The following is a 1602-nucleotide window of genomic DNA, read 5'->3' as shown; positions in this document are numbered from 1 at the left end:
CCATCTGGCCATACCCGCACAAACTAATAAGGAGTAAAGATTGCAGTTACAACGTGTGGTAGAGTATGGCAAGAGTCAAAACATTACAGTCAAAATTACGGAGATCAAATAATGATTTTTAAACAGGATCAAAATTATTGGGCAGTTTTTTATGCTAATGAAGAAGCTCTGATTGTTCAAACATGTTCAGGTTTGGGGTTAACGGCAATAGACCACCTATATCCTCCCCATATCCTGCCATTGGATACCGACAATGGAACTTTAGGCACGACAGTCTTACAAGCATTGGCGAACAGCAGGACGTTAGACAACGAAGCTGAACGTATTGATTTTTTAAAACAGGAAAGTTTTAAACCACGTTATGAGGATTGGGTTGCCAACCTATGCGGGAACTTGGGCTATAAAACCAGACGCGCCTTTATTTAAAAACATGATGAGCGGGGATATTTGGCTGCACAACGGTTGCCTGAAAATCAGCCCGAGCCGCCATGTCAAGCTGGAAGCGTGGGATGCCATTGATGCAGACAATGTAATTTTATCATTGGATAACAGTCCTGAAGAAATCGGAGCAGGTTTAAAGTTGGCATTGAGCCGCTGCCGATAATATTTGGCAAAAGTCGTCTGAAAGCCGGAAAAATGTTTCAGACGACTTTTTTATCACACTCAAGGCCAGCGTGCGTACCGCACACACCTTACCTGCATAGGTTTAATGCGGGCTACGGCTTGCTTGGAAGGATATGTGAATTAAAATTTAAAAAAGTTGACTTTCCCGTTCCTAATACTAATTGGAAAAATTCTATTGATGTCTTGAATGAATCAGGTAATGTTAATAGACCACGTTATAGGAGTAAATAAAAATGGCAATTTGGAATTATCGGTACTACCTTATCCCATCAGCTGCTATCAGAAATAAATTTAATGCAAATAAAGATATCATACTTGATGAGTATCGATCTAATGGTTTTCAGAATTTTAATGAGAATAAAAGTTTTGAAAATTACTTTATCGATAATGATTTTATATTATTATCAATAATAAATGAAGCAAAAAAAAAAGCTTAAATCGAAAGAGTCTTGGGATAAAGATGCAATCATGTTTTGTGATAATTTTGGTAATAGTCTTACCGTTTGGCCAGATGATATAGAGTGTGAACTTGATTTAAGATTTGATTATACTAAATTTATTCAGAAAACCATTGACTGGGCAATAAAATATAATTGTCTACTTGTAATCGAAAAAACAGGAAATGTAGTTTCCCCTAATATAAATAATCTAATTTATGAAATAAAAGCATATTTGGAAAGCAAGCTGTGGCCCATATGAAACCTAAACTCAACAAGTAGGATGTGTGCGGAACGCACGCATGCGGTTCTCACGGTTTGAGCCAAGAGGCCGTCTGCAAACAGAAAAACCGTTTCAGACGGCCTTTATTTAATGTGCCGATCTTGCGCGGGCTATAAAGCGCAGTTGTCCAAAAAGGTATATTAATAGGCAAATATAAAAAGGAGGAAAAGTCAATTTTACTACCTTCAAACATTTTCAATTTGGAGTATTGCCATGATAATTAATTATCAAGAAGCAAAGAAAATCGCAGTATCTTTT

The 1602-nt window shown here is 36.9% G+C and carries 2 pseudogenes; both read left to right on the top strand.

The features are described from left to right. Positions 1-111: 111 nt before the first annotated feature. Positions 112-604: pseudogene (locus tag HMPREF3139_RS08445) on the top strand (contact-dependent growth inhibition system immunity protein). A gap of 253 nt (positions 605-857) precedes the next feature. Continuing rightward, positions 858-1323, top strand: a pseudogene (locus tag HMPREF3139_RS08440) (hypothetical protein). The last annotated feature ends 279 nt before the right edge of the window (positions 1324-1602 follow it).

The organism is Neisseria sp. HMSC15G01 (genome assembly GCF_001808255.1).
GTDB classification, from domain to species: domain Bacteria; phylum Pseudomonadota; class Gammaproteobacteria; order Burkholderiales; family Neisseriaceae; genus Neisseria; species Neisseria subflava_A.
Note: the sequence above shows the minus strand (reverse complement) of the source record. Positions and strands in the feature narration are given on the sequence as shown.